We start from the raw sequence: 278 nt of genomic DNA on the forward strand, positions 1-278 counted from the left end.
GTGAATATCAGTCGGGAGTTTTTAGAAAACTGAAAACGCACTAAAAAAACACGTCTGATTTTGACAGCTTCGAGAAAGCGCACTTCCTATAATTCGCCTGTATTGTACGGAAGGAGTGCAAGTGAATGAGTATTATCAACAATCATATCGCAACAAACCCGAAGTTTGATGCGTCTATCCAAAACGGGTTGGAATCGTCTCGTACCGACGCTTCACGAAAAGGCAATTACCGCGGTGAAACGGTCCGTGTTCACAATGCCACACAATCACTTTTTGAT

The 278-nt window shown here is 42.8% G+C and carries 1 pseudogene; it reads left to right on the top strand.

Going from position 1 to position 278, the window contains the following annotated elements:
* Nucleotides 1-125: 125 nt before the first annotated feature.
* Nucleotides 126-278: pseudogene (locus LVD47_RS24255) on the top strand (YopN family type III secretion system gatekeeper subunit); the annotation flags it as partial.

It is taken from the genome of Membranihabitans maritimus, from assembly GCF_021729145.1.
GTDB lineage: Bacteria > Bacteroidota > Bacteroidia > Chitinophagales > Saprospiraceae > Membranihabitans > Membranihabitans maritimus.